Origin of the sequence: Nocardioides sp. Root1257 (assembly GCF_001425175.1) — a bacterium.
In the GTDB taxonomy this organism is placed as follows: domain Bacteria; phylum Actinomycetota; class Actinomycetes; order Propionibacteriales; family Nocardioidaceae; genus Nocardioides.
The window spans coordinates 168,446-183,586 of record NZ_LMDV01000002.1; the positions used below are offsets into that span (position 1 = coordinate 168,446).

18 protein-coding genes and 1 tRNA gene are annotated in these 15,141 nt (G+C 71.2%); 4 read left to right on the top strand and 15 right to left on the bottom strand.

The features are described from left to right. Positions 1–15: 15 nt before the first annotated feature. The 4 genes from katG to ASC77_RS06775 are packed head-to-tail and all read right to left on the bottom strand — an operon-like array spanning position 16 to position 4,379. Complete coding sequence (gene katG, locus ASC77_RS06760; RefSeq protein ID WP_056150333.1) at positions 16–2,229, bottom strand: catalase/peroxidase HPI; 2,214 nt, start codon at positions 2,227–2,229, stop codon at positions 16–18. Positions 2,230–2,260: 31 nt separating this feature from the next. Next, complete coding sequence (locus ASC77_RS06765) at positions 2,261–2,695, bottom strand: Fur family transcriptional regulator (RefSeq protein WP_056150336.1); 435 nt, start codon at positions 2,693–2,695, stop codon at positions 2,261–2,263. A 31-nt stretch (positions 2,696–2,726) separates the two neighbouring features. After that, entirely contained in the window at positions 2,727–4,100 is a 1,374-nt protein-coding gene (locus ASC77_RS06770; RefSeq protein WP_082574537.1) for a flotillin family protein, read from the bottom strand. 42 nt (positions 4,101–4,142) lie between these two features. Further along, the gene (locus tag ASC77_RS06775; protein WP_056150338.1) at positions 4,143–4,379 is read right to left on the bottom strand and encodes a hypothetical protein; all 237 of its coding nucleotides are present in this window, start codon (positions 4,377–4,379) and stop codon (positions 4,143–4,145) included. 96 nt (positions 4,380–4,475) lie between these two features. Here ASC77_RS06775 and ASC77_RS06780 point away from each other — a divergent pair, with 96 nt between their 5' ends. Further along, positions 4,476–6,041, top strand: coding sequence for a peptide chain release factor 3 (locus ASC77_RS06780; protein ID WP_056150340.1), 1,566 nt, complete (start codon positions 4,476–4,478; stop codon positions 6,039–6,041). Positions 6,042–6,130: 89 nt separating this feature from the next. Further along, the gene (locus ASC77_RS06785) at positions 6,131–6,601 is read left to right on the top strand and encodes a hypothetical protein (protein ID WP_156390965.1); all 471 of its coding nucleotides are present in this window, start codon (positions 6,131–6,133) and stop codon (positions 6,599–6,601) included. On the opposite strand, the gene ASC77_RS06790 is transcribed toward ASC77_RS06785, so the two are convergent. The 5 genes from ASC77_RS06790 to ASC77_RS27390 form a co-directional block, all read right to left on the bottom strand. Continuing rightward, positions 6,581–7,942: an MFS transporter gene (locus tag ASC77_RS06790; RefSeq protein WP_235547522.1), complete on the bottom strand. Its 1,362-nt coding sequence runs from the start codon at positions 7,940–7,942 to the stop codon at positions 6,581–6,583. The two genes, ASC77_RS06785 and ASC77_RS06790, sit on opposite strands and share 21 nt — an antisense overlap. Then, positions 7,942–8,535 carry a sugar O-acetyltransferase gene (locus ASC77_RS06795; RefSeq protein ID WP_200944927.1) on the bottom strand — a complete coding sequence of 198 codons (594 nt, stop codon included), beginning with the start codon at positions 8,533–8,535 and terminating at the stop codon, positions 7,942–7,944. The genes ASC77_RS06790 and ASC77_RS06795 overlap by 1 nt, the downstream gene beginning before the upstream one ends. 27 nt (positions 8,536–8,562) lie before the next feature. Further along, positions 8,563–8,727: a hypothetical protein gene (locus ASC77_RS26925; RefSeq protein WP_162249796.1), complete on the bottom strand. Its 165-nt coding sequence runs from the start codon at positions 8,725–8,727 to the stop codon at positions 8,563–8,565. A gap of 43 nt (positions 8,728–8,770) precedes the next feature. Then, positions 8,771–9,262, bottom strand: a complete 492-nt coding sequence (locus ASC77_RS06800) for a hypothetical protein (protein ID WP_056150345.1) — start codon at positions 9,260–9,262, stop codon at positions 8,771–8,773. 206 nt (positions 9,263–9,468) lie between these two features. Beyond that, complete coding sequence (locus tag ASC77_RS27390) at positions 9,469–10,056, bottom strand: hypothetical protein (RefSeq protein WP_056150346.1); 588 nt, start codon at positions 10,054–10,056, stop codon at positions 9,469–9,471. Positions 10,057–10,272: 216 nt separating this feature from the next. Between ASC77_RS27390 and ASC77_RS06810 the strand changes: the two genes are divergently transcribed. Next, complete coding sequence (locus tag ASC77_RS06810; protein ID WP_056150348.1) at positions 10,273–10,521, top strand: hypothetical protein; 249 nt, start codon at positions 10,273–10,275, stop codon at positions 10,519–10,521. Positions 10,522–10,543: 22 nt separating this feature from the next. Then, a complete protein-coding gene (locus ASC77_RS06815) occupies positions 10,544–11,107 on the top strand; it encodes a hypothetical protein (protein ID WP_156390966.1) in 564 nt (187 codons plus the stop codon). Between the two features lie 793 nt (positions 11,108–11,900). Here the strand turns inward: ASC77_RS06815 and ASC77_RS06820 are convergent. The 6 genes from ASC77_RS06820 to ASC77_RS06840 form a co-directional block, all read right to left on the bottom strand. Continuing rightward, a tRNA-Ala gene (locus ASC77_RS06820) sits at positions 11,901–11,973 on the bottom strand. Between the two features lie 105 nt (positions 11,974–12,078). Next, positions 12,079–12,714 carry a histidine phosphatase family protein gene (locus tag ASC77_RS06825; protein ID WP_056150352.1) on the bottom strand — a complete coding sequence of 212 codons (636 nt, stop codon included), beginning with the start codon at positions 12,712–12,714 and terminating at the stop codon, positions 12,079–12,081. Continuing rightward, the gene (gene rsfS / locus ASC77_RS06830; RefSeq protein WP_056150354.1) at positions 12,704–13,081 is read right to left on the bottom strand and encodes a ribosome silencing factor; all 378 of its coding nucleotides are present in this window, start codon (positions 13,079–13,081) and stop codon (positions 12,704–12,706) included. Before rsfS ends, ASC77_RS06825 begins: the two co-directional genes overlap by 11 nt. Continuing rightward, the gene (gene nadD, locus ASC77_RS06835) at positions 13,078–13,689 is read right to left on the bottom strand and encodes a nicotinate-nucleotide adenylyltransferase (protein ID WP_268788405.1); all 612 of its coding nucleotides are present in this window, start codon (positions 13,687–13,689) and stop codon (positions 13,078–13,080) included. Before nadD ends, rsfS begins: the two co-directional genes overlap by 4 nt. Positions 13,690–13,700: 11 nt before the next feature. Continuing rightward, the gene (locus ASC77_RS27135; protein WP_200944924.1) at positions 13,701–13,841 is read right to left on the bottom strand and encodes a hypothetical protein; all 141 of its coding nucleotides are present in this window, start codon (positions 13,839–13,841) and stop codon (positions 13,701–13,703) included. A 19-nt stretch (positions 13,842–13,860) separates the two neighbouring features. After that, on the bottom strand, positions 13,861–15,120 hold the full coding sequence (locus tag ASC77_RS06840; RefSeq protein WP_056150356.1) for a glutamate-5-semialdehyde dehydrogenase: 1,260 nt from the start codon (positions 15,118–15,120) through the stop codon (positions 13,861–13,863). Positions 15,121–15,141: the final 21 nt, after the last annotated feature.

The following is a 15,141-nucleotide window of genomic DNA, read 5'->3' on the forward strand; positions in this document are numbered from 1 at the left end:
CTTCGTCCGGAGCGATCAGGCGAGGTCGAAGCGGTCCGTCTCCATGACCTTGACCCATGCCGCGACGAAGTCGTGCACGAGCTTCTCCGTGGCGTCGGCGCTGGCGTAGACCTCGGCGAGCGCCCGCAGCTGCGAGTTCGACCCGAAGATCAGGTCGACGGCAGTCGCCGTCCACTTCAGGTCACCGCTCGCGGCGTCGCGGATCTCGTACACGTTCTCCTGCGACTCCGCGGCCTTCCACTCGGTGCCCGCGGCGAGCAGGTTGACGAAGAAGTCGTTGCTCAGCACGCCCGGACGGTCGGTGAGGACGCCGTGCTGCGCGCCGTCGACGTTGTTGCCGAGCGCCCGCAGCCCGCCGACGAGGACGGTCATCTCGGGTGCCGTCAGGCCGAGCATGTAGGCCCGGTCCACGAGCAGCGTCTCCGGCTGGAGCTTCTCCCCGGACCGGAGGTAGTTGCGGAACCCGTCGGCGCGCGGCTCGAGCACCGCGAACGAGTCGACGTCCGTCTGCTCCTGGGTGGCGTCGGTGCGACCACCGTGGAACGGGACGGTCACCTGCACGCCGGCGTCGCCGGCGGCCTTCTCGACCGCCGCCGATCCCGCGAGCACGACCAGGTCGGCCAGCGACACCTGGGCGCCGCCCACGCCGTTGAACTCGGCCTGGATGCCCTCCAGCTGGTCGAGGACGCTCGTGAGCTGGCTCGGCTGGTTGACCGCCCAGCCGCGCTGCGGCTCCAGGCGGATGCGAGCGCCGTTCGCGCCGCCCCGCTTGTCGGTCGAGCGGAAGGTCGCGGCCGAGGCCCACGCGGTCGAGACGAGCTCGGCGACCGAGAGGCCGGACGCCAGGACCTTCTCCTTCAGGGTCGCGATGTCGCCGGCACCGAGCGGCGCGCCCTCGGCGGCCGGGACCGGGTCCTGCCACAGCTGCGGCTCGGGGACCCAGGGGCCGAGGTAGCGGCCGACCGGGCCCATGTCGCGGTGCAGGAGCTTGTACCAGGCCTTGGCGAACGCGAGCGCGAACTCGTTGGGGTTCTCCAGGAAGCGCCGCGAGATCTTCTCGTACGCCGGGTCGAAGCGCAGGGCGAGGTCGCTCGTCAGCATCGTGGGCTTGCGCTTCGGTGAGTCCGCCGCCGGCCCGGGGATGATGTCCTCGGCGTCCTTGGCGACCCACTGGTGCGCCCCGGCGGGACTCTTCGAGAGCTCCCACTCGTAGCCGAAGAGGATCTTGAAGAAGTCGTTGCTCCACCGGGTCGGCGTCGTGGTCCAGGTGACCTCGAGGCCGGAGGTGATCGCGTCGGCACCCTTGCCGGAGCCGTAGGCGCTCTTCCAGCCGAGGCCCTGCTCCTCGAGCGGGGCACCCTCCGGCTCCGGACCCACCAGGTCGGCGTCGCCGGCACCGTGGGTCTTGCCGAAGGTGTGGCCACCGGCGATGAGGGCGACGGTCTCCTCGTCGTTCATCGCCATCCGCGCGAAGGTGTCGCGGATGTCGCGGGCCGAGGCCAGCGGGTCCGGGTTGCCGTTCGGGCCCTCGGGGTTGACGTAGATGAGGCCCATCTGGACGGCACCGAGGTTCTCGGAGAGGTCGCGCTCCTCGGCGTACCGCTCGTCGCCGAGCCAGGTGTCCTCGGGACCCCAGAAGATCTCCTCCGGCTCCCAGACGTCCTCACGTCCGAAGCCGAAGCCGAACGTCGTGAAGCCCATGTCCTCGAGCGCGATGTTGCCGGCCAGGACGAGCAGGTCGGCCCACGAGATCTTCTGGCCGTACTTCTGCTTGACCGGCCACAGCAGGCGGCGGGCCTTGTCGAGGTTGCCGTTGTCGGGCCAGCTGTTGAGCGGCGCGAAGCGCTGCGCGCCGTCGCCGGCGCCGCCGCGGCCGTCGTAGATCCGGTAGGTGCCGGCGGCGTGCCAGCTCAGGCGGATCATCAGGCCGCCGTAGTGGCCGAAGTCGGCCGGCCACCAGTCCTGGGAGGTGTTGAGCACCTCGACGACGTCGCGCCGCAGTGCCGCGAGGTCGAGCTTCTCGAACTCGTCGGCGTAGCGGAAGTCGGCACCCAGCGGGTTGCCCTGCGACGAGTGGGCGTGCAGCACCGACAGGTCGAGCTGGTTGGGCCACCAGTCCCGGTTGGTGTGCGGACGGCCGCCGGTCTTCGGCGTCGGCGCGTCGAGCGCCGGGTTCTCGCTCTCGCTCCCCTGTCCGTTGTGCGCGACGGGGCATCCATCCTGGCTCATGTGTTTCCTTCCACGGGTCTCACTGGGGGTCTCACTGGGGGTTGCGTACGGCGGAGCAGGTGGGGCACAGGCCCCAGTAGACGACCTCGGCCTCGTCGATCGTGAAGCCCGAGTCGTCGGACGCGGTCAGGCAGGGCGTGTGGCCCACGGCGCAGTCGACGTCGGCGATGGCGCCGCAGGAGCGGCACACCACGTGGTGGTGGTTGTCGTCGACGCGGGACTCGTAGCGCGCGACCGAGCCGGACGGCTGGATCCGGCGTACGAGACCGGCGGCGGTGAGCGTGTGCAGCGAGTCGTAGACGGCCTGGTGGGACACGTCCGGCAGCTCGCGGCGCACGGCGCCGATGATCGACTCGGTGTCGGCGTGCGGGTGTGCGTGCACGGCGCCCAGCACGGCCACGCGAGGACGCGTCACCCGGAGCTCGGCGCCGCGCAGGACGTCCTGGAGCTCCGTCGGCGTGGCCATGCCGGCAGTCTTGCGCGCTTTCTTGAACGAGTCAAGAAACGCTGGCGCCCGCCGTCTCCGGGTCGCTCGTGTCCGTGCCCGCGGTCGAGCCGGACGTGATCGAGGCGATCAGGCTCTGGGCGATGCCGAGCCCGGCGCCGCCCATCGTCATCGCCTTGGCGAGCAGGTCCTCGACGCCGTCGCCGCCGTTGAGGACGACCATGTTGTCGACGTTCGCCATCGCCTGGGCGCCGGCCGCCACGATCTCGGGGTAGCGCTCGGCGATGATCTGCGCGATGACGGCGTCCTGGTTCTCGGCGAGCGCGTCGGCCCGCGCCTTGATGCCGGCGGCCTCGGCCAGGCCCTTGGCCCGGATCACCTCGGCCTCCGCGTCACCCGTCGCCTTGGTGGCCTCGGCCTCCGCGTTGCCGGTCAGGGTGGTCTGCTGGGCCTCGGCCTGGGCGCGGGCGATCGCGGCGTCGCGCTCCGCGTTGGCGATGGTGACCTGGCGGTAGGCCTCGGCGTCGGCCGGCTTGCGGACCTCGGTGTTGAGCACCTTCTCCTGGCGCTGGGCGTCGAGCTCGGCCGCGGCGGTCTCGGCGCGGACGACCTCCTGGCGCGCCTGGGCCTGCATCAGCGGACCCGCCTGGGCGGACTCGGCCTTGGCCTTGTCGACGTCGGCCTGGTAGGCCGCCTGCTCGATCTGGGACTGCCGGACGGCCTCGGCCTTGCGGGCGTCGGCGACCTGCTCGGCCTGGGTGGCCTCCTGGTCGCGCTGTGCCGCGGCGATGCGGGCGGCGGCCTCGATCGCCGCGGCCTGGGGCTTGCCGAGGTTGTTGATGTAGCCCACCTCGTCGTCGATCTCCTGGATCTGCAGCGAGTCGACGATCAGGCCGAGCTTGCCGAGGTCGTCGGCCAGCGACGAGCGGATCGCGCTGGTCAGGGACTCCCGGTTGTGCAGCATGTCCTCGACCGAGAGGCCACCGACGATCGCGCGCAGGTGACCGGCGAACAGCTCGTGGATGGTGCCGACCAGGACGTCCTCGGTCTGCTCCAGGAACCGGCGCGCGGCGTTGGCGATGCTGGACTTGTCGTCGGCGACCTTGAAGACGACCACGCCCTTCACCGTCAGCGGGATCGACTGGTTCGACGGCGCCTTCACGGTCAGGGTCGTCGTCCGCAGGCCGAGGTAGAAGCGGCGCACGGTCTGGAAGCCGGGGATCACGGCCGTGCCGCGCCCGACGACGATCTTGAAGCCGCGACCGGTGTCACCCGGCATGTCGGCCGAGCTCTCCCCGTGGGCGCCCAGGCCCGAGATGATCAGCGCCTCGTTGGGCTCGGCGACGCGCCAGACCAGCTTGAAGGCGACGACGAGGATGACGAGGGCCGCGACGGCGGTGCCGGCGATGGCCAGGATGGAGGACACGGTTGATCGGCTGCTCTCTGTTGGACGGACCTGGACGGTTCGTTACATCGCTGCGGAGACGAAGACGATGCGGGGCTGCGTGTAGGACATGACGCGGACGAGCGTGCCGATCGGGATCGTGTCGGTGCCGACGTACGGGTAGGCGTTGAACGCCTCGCTGCCGCCGCGCACGGGGAGGATGACCTCACCCACGAGACCGGGGCCGACGGTGCCGGTGACCCGGCCCTCCTGGCCGACGACGCCGCCGTCCTCACGGTCCACCGACGAACGACGTGCCATGGGTCCCCCTCCGAGATCTGCGTCTGTCAGCGGAATTCAACCAGCGCCGGGGACACCGCGCACGATGTTGGGTAGGAAGGCCGGTAAGTTCTCCGGGTGTCCGACAACCGCCCCCGCCGTACGTTCGCGGTGATCAGCCACCCTGACGCCGGCAAGTCCACCCTCACCGAGGCGCTCGCGCTGCACGCGCGGGTGATCACCGAGGCGGGCGCCGTCCACGGCAAGGGCGGACGCCGCGCGACGGTCTCGGACTGGATGGAGATGGAGAAGGCGCGCGGCATCTCGATCACGTCGGCGGCACTGCAGTTCGACTACCGCGACCACGTCGTCAACCTGGTCGACACCCCCGGCCACAGCGACTTCTCCGAGGACACCTACCGCGTGCTGTCCGCGGTCGACTCGGCCGTGATGCTGGTCGACGCGGGCAAGGGCCTCGAGCCGCAGACGCTCAAGCTCTTCAAGGTCTGCGCGCTGCGCGGCATCCCGGTGATCACGGTCATCAACAAGTGGGACCGGCCCGGCCTCGCCGCCCTGGAGCTGATGGACCTGATCGAGCAGCAGATCAAGCTGCGCCCCACTCCCCTGACCTGGCCTGTCGGCGAGGCCGGCGACTTCCGCGGCGTGCTGGACCGGCGTACGGGCGAGTTCGTGAAGTACACCCGCACGGCAGGTGGCGCCACCCGCGCGCCCGAGGTACGGATGCCGGCGGCGGACGTCGGCGAGGCGGACCTGGCGGTCTGGCAGGACGCCGTCGAGGAGCACGAGCTGCTCTCCGCCGACGACGCCGACCACGACCAGGAGCAGTTCCTGGCCGGTCGTACGACGCCGGTCATGTTCGCCTCCGCCCTCCAGAACTTCGGCGTCGCGCAGCTCCTCGAGCTGCTCCTCGACCTCGCCCCCGCACCGCACGCGACGCCCGGCGTCGACGGCTCGGTGCGCGAGGTCTCCGACGACTTCAGCGCCTTCGTCTTCAAGGTGCAGTCCGGCATGAACGCCGCGCACCGCGACCGAGTCGCCTACGCCCGGGTCGTCTCCGGCGAGTTCGACCGCGGCATGATCGTCACCCACGCGGCGACCGGCCGGCCGTTCGCGACGAAGTACGCCCAGGCCGTCTTCGGCCGGGAGCTCTCCTCGATCGAGCACGCCTACCCCGGCGACATCATCGGCCTCGTCAACGCCCAGGCGCTTCGCGTCGGCGACACGATGTACGTCGGCGACCGGATCGAGTTCCCGCCGGTCCCGTCCTTCGCGCCCGAGCACTTCATGACCGCGACCGCGGCCGACATCGGCCGCTACAAGCAGTTCCGCCGCGGCATCGAGCAGCTCGACCAGGAGGGCGTCGTCCAGGTGCTCCGCTCCGACCTCCGCGGCGACCAGTCCCCGGTGCTCGCCGCCGTCGGCCCGATGCAGTTCGAGGTCGTCCAGGAGCGGATGACCAACGAGTTCAACTCACCCATCCGCCTGTCCCGGCTGGACTACCAGCTCGCGCGTCGTACCGACGCCGCCGGCGCGACCGCCCTCTCGGGCGCCCGCGGCTGCGAGGTCCTGCAGCGCTCGGACGGCACCTACCTGGCCCTCTTCGTCGACAAGTGGCGGGCCGGCACCACCGCCCGCGACAACCCGGACGTGATGCTCGAGGAGCTCCCCGCCGGGGGTTCGTAGCCCGACAGCTCCTGAGTGTCGGGCCGGTCGGGTCCGGATGAGGTCGCGTACTCACGCGCACCCCGTGCCGTGGCGGCGACGATCGACGCGTGACCGGCCGAGAAGCAGGAGACGATGGCCAGCAGCGGGCCCGACTGCCGTGGATGACCCACGTCGCGGTAGCGGTGGGCTCGTTCGCGTGGTTCGTCTGGTCCCAGGTCCGCGAGTACGGCCTGACGAGCGAGGACCCGCTGCCGATGCTGCTGATGGACCCGATGATCCTGGTGTTCGCCTGGTTGCTGACTGTGCCCGCGGCCATCGTCGAGGCTTCGGTCCGCACCCGCGGCCGGCGTTGGATCGCCCGCGGTGCCGCCGGCGTCGCGAACCTGGTCCTCGTCTGGTTCGGGTGCCTGCCGGTCGGACTACGTTTCTTCGCCGACCGGGACCCGGTGACGCACGCAAAGGTGGTGTCGGCGCTGGCCAACTCGCTGGTCCTGGTGGGCGGCTACGCGGCTCTCGTCGTCGTCCTGCGGGTGTCCTTCAACCGACGGACCGGCGGTTCAGCCGGTGACGTCGCCTGACGGTCCGACCGCGGGTACGTCGGAGCCGATCAGCGTGGGCGGGCCGGTCGCGATCTCCTCCTCGGCGTCGTGGGTGGACGCCCGGGCGTCGGCGAGGACGTCAGCCGGGACGTGCTGCTCGAGGAAGCGTCGAGCGAGGCTCGTCGAGGGGTGGATCGCGACGGTGGCGACCACGATGATGCCGGCGATGACCAGCCAGCCGGACGCGCCCCAGTGCATCGCGAGGAACGTGTAGACCGCCGGCGCCCAGACCTTGCCGAGGGTGCCGCTGAGCTCTGCGGCACCGTTGTAGGCACCGCGCTGTCGCGGGTCCATGAGCTCGGCCTCGAGCGCCCAGGTCGCGGCGGAGAGGTAGAGCTCGGCGCCGGTCACGGTGACGTGTCCGAGCCACACGAGCGCGATCGTCGTCCAGCCGACGGTGTCGTGGGTCGCGAGGGTGATCAGGCAGGAGACGACGAAGAACGTCGAGGAGATCCGGACGGCCTTCAGCGCCGACGGCACGTCCTCCACACCGCGGGCGGCCGCCATCGGGAGGAAGATGCACATCACCGTGTTGGTGCCGAAGAGGAACGCCAGCAGCACCCGCGGGGCGTCGGTCTGCTCGACCAGCCACAGCGGGATCACGATGTTGAGCAGCACCTGGTTGGTCCAGAAGACACCGGTGAAGAACGACGTCAGCAGCCAGCCCAGGTTGCGCATCGGACCCGGCCCGGGGACCTTGACCTTGCGGTCCTCCGGCGTGCGGTCGTCGTGCGGCGCCCGCGGCAGCCGGCTGATCGCGAGGGCGTTGACGAGGAACACCGCTGCCGTGAACCACGGCAGCGCGTGCAGCAGGTCGTTGGAGTGGAAGGCGAGGGCGATGCCGCCGATGAGGGAGCCGAGCGTGAAGCCGACGTTGAGCGCCGAGTACATGTAGGCGCGCGACCGGACGCGCTCGTCGGGCGGCAGCACGTCGATCGTGTACGCCCCGTGGGCGGCACCCCCGAGCGAGCCGATGACCTCCATCCCCACGGCCATCAGGACGTAGCCCTGGAAGTCGGTGATCAGCGGCCACACCGCGAACATCGCCGCCTGCCCGGTCGCGCTGACCGCCCACATCTTCTTCGGCCCGAACCGGTCGACCAGCTTGCCCATCGGGAAGGCGGCCAGGAACGCGGCGATGCCCGCGAACGTCAGGCCGAGGCCGACCTGCGCCGCGGACAGCCCCACGATCTGGGTGAAGAACACCGCCGACCCGGTCATGAACGTGCCCTCGCCGAGGGCGAAGAGCAGGGACTGGACGGACAGCCGGCCCGCGAGCGGAGACGGTGGGCGCGCGTGGCGCAGCAGGGCAGTCAGCATCAGGGAGAACTCTGCCCCGACTCCCCTCCCCGAGTCGCGCGAGTTTCCGGTCGCAGGCGGCGGCGCTCGACCGCGCTGGTCCCGGTCACGACGCTCATCGGCGGCACGTCCTGGGCGATCGTGGCGCCCGCGCCGACGACCGATCCCCGGCCGATGGTCACCCCGGGCGTGATGGTCGCCGCCGCACCGATCCAGACGTCGTCCTCGATCACGATCGGCGCGTGGGTGACGGCGTCGTACCGCTCGTCGAGCTCGACGGGGTGGCCGGCCGTGCTCAGCGTCACCCGCGGCCCGACCAGGACCCGGTCGCCGATCGAGATGCCGCCCAGGTCGAGGAAGTAGCAGCCCTGGTTGATGAAGACCTGCTCCCCGAACGACGCCCCCAGCCCGTGGTCGCAGTAGAACGGTGGCAGCACCGTCAGCGAGTCCGGCACCGGACCGCCGAAGATCTCGGCGAGCAGCGCCCGCCGTCCCTCGAGGTCGTCGAACGGCAGGGCGTTGAGGCGTGCGGTCAGGTTCATCACGACCCGGGTGCGCTCCGCGAAGGCGCGCGACTCCGGCGTACGACGTGGGATCCGTTGCTCGTGGCGCACCCGCCCGATGGTGGCACGGTGAGCGACTCAGGTGCCGGCGACGTGCCAGGGGTTCGTGCAGCCGCAGTCGGGCGCGAGCGACTCCGCCCTCGGCGCCGGCTCGGGACAGTGCGGCCGCACGCCCCACAGCCGGGCGATCCACGACGTCCGCGCCGCCTTCGCCGTGTGCCCGCACTCGGGACACCTGCCCATCCCTGCACGGTAGCCCGCGCTGCGCATCGGCCGGTCGAACGACTCAGACCGGGCGGAGCGGCCCGTACGTCTTCTCGGGTACACATGTCGAGGCTCCCGGCTCGTTCCGCTCGCCGTCGTCCTCGTCCAGACGCGGCGCCGATCCGCGGAGCAGGAATCGCGCCTGGTAGGTGTGGGTGACGACAGCGCTCGCCGCTTCCGTGAGCGGCAGGGTCTCCCCGACCGACCCGAGGCCGACGACCGACTCGGACTGGCACGCGATGATGGCGTATCCCTCGTCCAGGGCCTGCACAGCAGCCCGGTCGCGGAGACGCCGTCGCAGGGCGTCGCGCGTCTCCTGGACCGACCACATGCCCACGGATGTCTCGTCCTCGACGACGACGAGCAGGTCGAACGAGGTCAGTGCCGCCGTCGCAAGACTCATTGCATCGTGCGAGCTGAGGTCGAGCCCGAGCTTCGCCGCGGCCGACGCGACCGCGTGCGTCGCCTGCTCGACCGAGGCCGGGACGCCGCGCAGCGGCTCGCGGGCACTCATGGGATGGCTCTCCTTCGATGCGATCGTCGGGGTCGCGGTCGTGCGCCGTCGGCACCTCGCCCGTGGGCTGGGCGTGCCCCCCACCCCGTGTCGGGAGGCACGCCCTCGGTCCCGCATGACGCGGGACCGGTCCGAGACCCGTTGATGAGCAGGACCGGGTGGCGCCCTGTGCTCCGGCGCGGACCGCTCGCGGCCGGTGCGCCGGATCAGGAGATCGGGACCAGAGCCCGCTCGACCGAGGTGTCCTGGGCGCAGAGGACCCAGATGTTGGCCTTCTCGGGCGAGTTCTGCGCGTCGAACTGGACGATCCAGCCGTCGAGCCGGTTCGCCTTCGGCGTGTTGGTCGACCAGTCCATGCGGCCCGGGAAGGACGAGGCGACGGCCGCGGGGTGACCACCGAGGCCGATCGTCTGCACGCCGCCGGCAACGGCGGTGTCGTCCGGGGCGTCGCAGGCGACCGTGGCGATCGCGCCGGCGTTGACGCCCACCGACGGGTCGGCCGCGCTGTTCGCGCCGTAGACGGCCGTGCGGTAGTACAGGCCGGCGACGCCGTCCTTGCCGTCCTTGCCGTCCTTGCCGTCCTTGCCAGTAGCGCCGTTCTTGCCGTTCTTGCCGTCCTGGCCCACGTTGTCCAGCGCCTTGTTCACGCCAACGCTCAGGTCGGCGCGGTGGACGCTGCCGTCCCTGATGTCGCTGGAACCGATCAGACCAGCGGCGTCCGCGCCGCCCACGCCGACCGCGACGACAGCCACACCGGTGGCCACAGCAGCCAGGGCGATCTTCTTCTTGTGCATGGTGGTTCCTTGCTTTCGATGAGTCGAGCCTCGCGGCTCACGACGCGCCCGCCGGTCCGACCGATCGGGCGATGACCGCGCCGATCTCGGGTCGGTGCCGAGCGGGCCCCCCGACCTCCGGGATCTCGGAGGTCATTGGTGCGTACTCTATCCGTTCTCTATTCGAGCGCTAAATCGCCGCTATGCCGTCCCTAAGGGACTGATAGCGTCCGACGCATGCCGCGCCCGTATGGAGACCCCGTCGAGATCAAGACCGAGCCGATCCCGGCGCAGTCTCCGTTCATCCCGACGGACGCGAAGATCGTGGTGGGGGCGGTGGCGCCGGCATCACCGGATCCGATCCCGATCGTGCTGCTGCCCGGGTTCGAGTACCGGATGCGCGAGTGGCGACACCCGCACACGGGAGAGATCCACTGGCGACTCGAGCGCCGGAAGTCCGCGCAGCAGACCGAGAGCGACGACTGAGCGCTCCGGCTCGCACGTGACCATGAGCCGGTACGCCGACCACCACCCCGACGCCGCGCCCGTCGGTCGCGTCGTGGTCCTGCCGGGGCGCGTCTACACCCCCGACGGGCCGCTGCTGTTCTTCGCCGCCCAGACCGCGCTGATGCGGTCGTGGGAGGTGCGGCAGGTCTGGTGGGAGCCGCCGCGCTTCGAGAGCGACGACGACGAGGTCGCCTGGGTCGGCGACCAGCTGACCGCGGCCGTCGCGGGGTACGACGGGCGGGTGCTGGTCGTGGCGAAGTCGCTCGGCACCCTGGCGGCCGAGGCGGCGGCCGCGCTCGGGTACGAGGCCGCGTGGCTGACTCCTCTGCTCACCGAGCCGGACGCGGCGGCGGCGCTCACGTCGTACCCCGCCGAGCAGCTCGTGGTGATCGGCGACCGTGACCCGTACTTCAGCCAGGAGGTGCTGGACGCCCTGCCCGGCGAGCAGCTCGTGGTCGCCGGCGACCACATCCTGAGGATCCCGGGAAACCCCGGCGCGATGGTGGCCAGCCACGAGACGTTCGTGCGGACCTTCGACACCTGGCTGGCCCGGCGGTCCGTCTGAGGGGCGACCGTCCAGCCCAATTGCGCTGGAACGACGGCACGCCACCCGCCGCCCACGCCATTGCGGCGCAATTGCGCCGGAACGGCAGCACGCTAGAAATGCCAGAAGGCCGATCCCCAGCGGAGATCGGCCTTCTGCTTCGGTGGAGCTGAGGGGACTCGAACCCCTGACCCCCTGCATGCCATGCCCAGGACAGGCAGAGCCGCTACCAGCTGCGCCCGGCGCACCCGGCAGACGCAAGACCCCCAGAAATGCCGANGCTTCCGATCGGTGGAGCTGAGGGGATTCGAACCCCTGACCCCCTGCATGCCATGCCCAGGACAGGCAGAGCCGCTACCAGCTGCGCCCGGCGCACCCGGCAGACGCAAGACCCCCAGAAATGCCGAAAGCCGCCCGAAGGCSGCTTCCGATCGGTGGAGCTGAGGGGATTCGAACCCCTGACCCCCTGCATGCCATGCCCAGGACAGGCAGAGCCGCTACCAGCTGCGCCCGGCGCACCCGGCAGACGCAAGACCCCCAGAAATGCCGACGCCTGGAACATCGGGGTAGGGGTCGGCGTGGTCGAGGAGCCGCTCCCGACCATGCCCGCGCAGGACGCGGCCCGGCGTACCTCCACGCGCGCAGCGCGGTGACCGGCGGCTTCCGATCGGTGGAGCTGAGGGGATTCGAACCCCTGACCCCCTGCATGCCATGCCCAGGACAGGCAGAGCCGCTACCAGCTGCGCCCGGCGCACCCGGCAGACGCAAGACCCCCAGAAATGCCGAAAGCCGCCCGAAGGCGGCTTCCGATCGGTGGAGCTGAGGGGATTCGAACCCCTGACCCCCTGCATGCCATGCAGGTGCGCTACCAGCTGCGCCACAGCCCCATTGCTGCTCCGCAGATCTGTGACCAGACCGGCGGGGTGACAACTCGCGGAATACTAGCCAACCGTCCGGCCCGAAGCGAAATCGGGGTCCGGAAGGCAGGCCCGTCAGGCGGGAACGACCCGGTTGTAGGCCCGCATCCGGAACGCGGCCCCCGGGGCGGGCTGGTCGAGCTCGACCCAGGCGCAGTTGTCGAGGCCGTGGAGGGCGGCCCGCTCGGTGACGGGCCAGCCGACCAGGACCGGGACGGCGTCACGGATCGCGGCGCCGTGGGACACCGCCACCGCGAGCTCTCCGGGGTCGATCGAGGCGAGCAGGTCGCCGACGGCCGCGATGACGCGACCAGACACCTGCGCGGCGGTCTCGCCGCCCGGCACCACGTCGAAGTCGCCGAGCCGGAAGGCGGCGAACTCCTCCGGCGCGAGCGCGGCGTACTCGTCGTGGGTGAGGCCCTGGCGGTCGGCGAGGAAGTACTCGCGCAGGCGCGCGTCGTACGTCGGGTCGAGGCCGGTCTCCTTGGCGACGTACGCCGCGGTCTGGCGCGCGCGCACGCTGTCGGAGGACCACAGGGCGGCCGGCGCCATGGCGGCAACGGCGACCGCGACCGCGGCGGCCTGGCGGTGACCGGAGTCGTCGAGCTCGGCCTCGAGCTGGCCCTGGACCCGCCGGGCGGCGTTCCAGGCGGTCTGGCCGTGGCGGAGCAGGATCAGGCGGCGGGACCCCGTGCCGACCTCAGCGCTCATGCGAGACGACGTCGGCGGGCAGCGGGATCGACGGGCAGTCGCGCCACAGCCGCTCGAGCGCGTAGAACTGGCGCTCCTCCTCGTGCTGCACGTGCACGACGATCTCGCCGTAGTCGATGAGCACCCAGCGCCCGTCGCGCTCGCCCTCGCGGCGCAGCGGCTTGGCGCCGATCTCGCGGAGCTTGTCCTCGATCTCGTCGACGATCGACTTCACCTGGCGGTCGTTGCTCGCCGAGGCGAGCACGAAGGCGTCGCTGATCGCGAGCTGCTCGCTGACGTCGAAGGCGATGATGTTGGAGGCGAGCTTGTCGGAGGCCGCGCGGGCGGCGGCGGTGACGAGCTCGATGGCGTGGTCGGTGGCGGTCATGCGAGGTCCTTGGTGGGATACAGGTCGTGCTTGGCGATGTACTGGACGACGCCGTCGGGCACGAGGTACCAGACAGGCTCGCCGCGGCGCTTGCGGTTGCGGCAGTCGGTGGAGGAGATCGCCAGCGCGGGGATCTCCACGATGGTGACCCGGTCGGCCGGGATGCCCGCGAGCGTGCCGTCGTCCATCTCGTAGCCGGGTCGGGTGCACCCGACGAACTGGGCGAGCGCGAAGAGCTCCTCCGCGTCGCGCCAGGTGAAGATGTCGGCGAGCGCGTCGGCTCCGGTGATGAAGTAGAGCTCGGCGTCGGGGAACCGGGTCTTGAGGTCCTTCAGCGTGTCGATCGTGTACGTCGGTCCGTGCCGGTCGATGTCGACGCGGGAGACGTTGAAGCGGGGGTTGGCGGCCGTCGCGATGACGGTCATCAGGTAGCGGTCCTCGGCGGGCGAGACGTCGCGGTCCGACTTCTGCCACGGGTCACCGGTCGGCACGAAGACGACCTCGTCGAGGTCGAACCACGCCTGCACCTCCGACGCGGCCACGAGGTGACCGTGATGGATCGGGTCGAAGGTGCCGCCCATGACCCCGACCCGGCGGGTGCCCGGCACGCGCTGGGTGGTCAGCTGTGCTCGCGTCCCGCGCCGAAGGCGAGCAGAGCCAGGATCAGGGCCAGCAGGATGGCCAGGGTGATCCCGCCGATGAGCCAGTGGTTCGGCACGTTCGGGTTCTCCGTGTGGAGCACGGTGAGCAGCGCGTTCATGGTCGACACCCTACCGGCCTCAGCGGACGTGGCCGTCGCCGGTGACGACGTACTTGGTCGACGTCATCTCGGGCAGCCCCATCGGCCCGCGCGCGTGCAGCTTCTGGGTGCTGATCCCGATCTCGGCGCCGAAGCCGAACTCGCCACCGTCGGTGAACCGCGTCGACGCGTTGACGAGCACCGCGGCGGAGTCGACGGCGGCCGTGAAGCGTCGGGACGCGGCCAGGTCCTCGGTCACGATCGCCTCGGTGTGCTGGCTGGAGAAGCGCCGGATGTGGGCGATCGCCGCGTCGAGGTCGGGTACGACGGCGGCGGAGATGTCGAGGGAGAGGTACTCGGTCGCGTAGTCCTCGTCGGTGGCCGCGACGACCCCGTCGTGGGCCTGGAACGCGGCGTCGCCGTGGACCGTGACGCCGGCCTCCTGGAGGGCGGCGACGACGCGCGGCAGGAAGGCGTCGGCGACGTCGGCGTGCACGAGCAGCGACTCGGCGGCGTTGCACACGCTGGTGCGGTGGGTCTTGGCGTTGAGCACGATGGCGAGCGCCTTGTCGAGGTCGGCGGCGCGGTCGACGTACACGTGGCAGTTGCCGACGCCGGTCTCGATGACGGGCACCGTCGACTCCTCGACGACGGAGCGGATCAGGCCCGCTCCCCCGCGCGGGATCAGGACGTCGACGTGGCCGCGGGCGCGCATCAGCGCCTTGACGCTGTCGTGGCTGTCGCCGGGCACCAGCTGGACGACGTCCGGCTCGATGCCGGCACCCTCCACCACCCCCTCGATGGCAGAGCGCAGCGCCGCCACGATCGCGGCGTTGCTGGAGCGGGCGCTCGAGCTGCCGCGCAGGAGGACGGCGTTGCCGGACTTCAGGCAGATGCCGGCCGCGTCGGCGGTCACGTTCGGGCGCGCCTCGTAGATCATCCCGACGACCCCGAACGGCACCCGCACCTGGCGCAGCTCCAGCCCGTTGGCCAGCGTGCTGCCGCGGACGACCTCGCCGACCGGGTCGGGCAGGGCGGCGACGTCGCGCAGCCCCTCGGCCATGCCGGCCAGCCGCTCGGGCGTGAGCCGCAGCCGGTCGACGATGTTGGGCGGCGTGCCGCCGCTCTCGGCTCGGTCTACGTCCTCGGCGTTGGCGGCCAGGATCTCGCCCTCGTGGGCGAGCAGGGAGTCGGCCATGGCGTGCAGCGCGGCGTCCTTCTGGGCGCGGGTCGCCAGGGCGAGGCCGTGGCTGGCCGCCCGGGCCCGCTCGGCCACGAGGATCACGTCGTGCGAGGTCATGGTCCGAGCGTAGTTCCGGCC